Origin of the sequence: Moorena sp. SIO1F2, from assembly GCF_010672755.1 — a bacterium.
Classification (GTDB): Bacteria; Cyanobacteriota; Cyanobacteriia; order Cyanobacteriales; family Coleofasciculaceae; genus Moorena.
The window spans coordinates 1-1,654 of the sequence record NZ_JAAHFV010000644.1; the positions used below are offsets into that span (position 1 = coordinate 1).

Sequence of the window (1,654 nt, forward strand, 5' to 3'; positions counted from 1 at the left end):
TCCTATCCAAAATCAATGTCAATATTTCTGGGAAGCATTTCCAGCCCGGGATGGTAGAACAACCTATTTATTTACCTACTTAGATGCTAATCCAGAACGTCCTAGTTTAGAATTTTTATGTGACGAATACTTCCGTCTGTTACCAGAATACCAGGGAGTAGACTTATCCCAACTTGACTTTAAACGAGTACTATTTGGCTTTTTTCCTTCCTATCAAAAAAGTCCCCTAAGAATGCCTTGGAATCGGATTTTACCGATAGGGGATAGCAGTGGTGGGCAATCACCAGTCAGTTTTGGTGGATTTGGTTCCATGGTCAGACATTTAAAGCGTCTAAGTAACGGAATTCATGAAGCATTGGACTATGATTTGCTAGACCGCAATGCCTTAGCCCAACTACAACCCTATCAGCCTAATATTGGCGTAACCTGGATGTTTCAACGAACGATGAGTGTTGGCATCAAGCAACAATTAGCACCAAATCAAATTAATCAATTACTCACTGGTGTATTCCAAGCCATGGCAAACCTAGGAGATGATGTGCTTAAGCCCTTCCTCCAAGATGTAGTGAAGTTTTCAGGATTATCTAAAACCCTATTTGTGACATCATTAACTAAACCAGGATTAGTGGTGCCAGTGATTCCTCAAGTAGGATTAACGATGCTATTGGATTGGATGGTTCATTATAGTAATTTAGCCGTTTACAGTAGTTTGTATCCAGCAGGTAAATTACTCAGTGGCATGTTGAATACCTTGCCACCGAAACCAAGATATTATTACCACCGTTGGCTGGAAGCATGGCGCTATGGGTCTGGGGGGGATTATTAATTTTAGGGAGTAGGGAGCAGGTAATAGGCAATAGTTGGGTAGTGGCGTGGCACACCTAAAAACGTAGGTTGGGTTGAGCGGTAGGGAAACCCAACAAAGCGTTACTGGTGTTGGGTTTCATTCTTCAACCCAACCTACGCTTATTGCACCAAATTAGCTGTGCCACCCCAGTAGGGTGCGTGATAAGACGGAAAGCCTCTGATTTTATCAGTAGCCAGTATTGGGACAGTCCGTCCCGTAACGCACCACCGGGTCAAACCCCTTGAACAAGTTGGGTAGGGTGCGTTAGGGACGGGCTCGCCGTGATTGTCACGGTCGCCAGGGTTGGGATAGCCCGTCCCGTAACGCACCACCGGCTCAAACCCCTTGAACAAGATGCACCGAGCCAGTTGGGTAGGGTGCGTTAGGGACGGAAAGCCTCTGATTTTATCAGTAGCCAGTATTGGGACAGTCCGTCCCGTAACGCACCACCGGGTCAAACCCATTGAATAAGATGCACCCAGCCAGGATTGATGATCGTGATATTTTTGGCATCATGGAAGTAACTCCTATTTAGGTGGGAGGAAAACCGCGCTGATGTTGATTAAGGCTGTTACCAGCGCGGTTATTAGTATCGGTCTTTACCTTCTATAGTATAGATAACTCCTGGGAAAAATGCAAGGGATAATTAAAAGTTTTTACATTTATTTACAAATAGCAAGTTTAGCCATTAATGGACTCAATTATGTGTAATTTATTTTATTTTTTTGAGTTAGCTGTGTTAATGAGCAACACCTTAACCAAAATCCCCAATGCCCCTTTGTTTTTTTTGTGTAGGGTTAGATGTAA

1 pseudogene is annotated in these 1,654 nt (G+C 43.7%); it reads left to right on the forward strand.

From position 1 onward, the window contains the following. Positions 1-826 (forward strand): annotated as a pseudogene (locus tag F6J94_RS33700) (FAD-binding oxidoreductase); the annotation flags it as partial. Between the last annotated feature and the right edge of the window lie 828 nt (positions 827-1,654).